Below are 361 nucleotides of genomic sequence, written 5' to 3'. Positions count from 1 at the left end.
GACCCACTACCCGCGCAGTACAGCAAGCATCGGCGGCCATCCGATTCATCCGATGCTGATCCCCTTTCCAATCGCGTTCTTCGTCGCCACGTTCTTTTGCGACTTGATCTTCTGGCGAACCGGCAATCCCGGTTGGGTCAGCGGCTCCGTCTGGCTTCTCGGGGCGGGCCTAGTAATGGCTGCCTTGGCCGCCATTGCCGGCCTGACAGATGTGCTGGGCGACGATCAAGTCCGCAACCTTCGCGATGCATGGCTGCACGCGGGCGGCAACGTGCTGGTCGTTCTCATCGAACTCTACAACTGGTATTCCCGATACGCCCACGGCGATGCTGCGGTGGTCCCCGTTGGCCTCGTGCTTTCC

1 protein-coding gene is annotated in these 361 nt (G+C 61.8%); it reads left to right on the top strand.

Annotation, left to right across the window (positions count from 1 at the left end; all coding sequences use genetic code 11):
* On the top strand, positions 1-361 hold a 361-nt coding region (locus P9272_RS35980), incomplete at both ends, for a DUF2231 domain-containing protein (RefSeq protein WP_278164975.1).

This window comes from Mesorhizobium sp. WSM4976 (assembly GCF_029625685.1).
In the GTDB taxonomy this organism is placed as follows: domain Bacteria; phylum Pseudomonadota; class Alphaproteobacteria; order Rhizobiales; family Rhizobiaceae; genus Mesorhizobium.
This window is presented reverse-complemented; position numbering and strand designations above follow the sequence as displayed.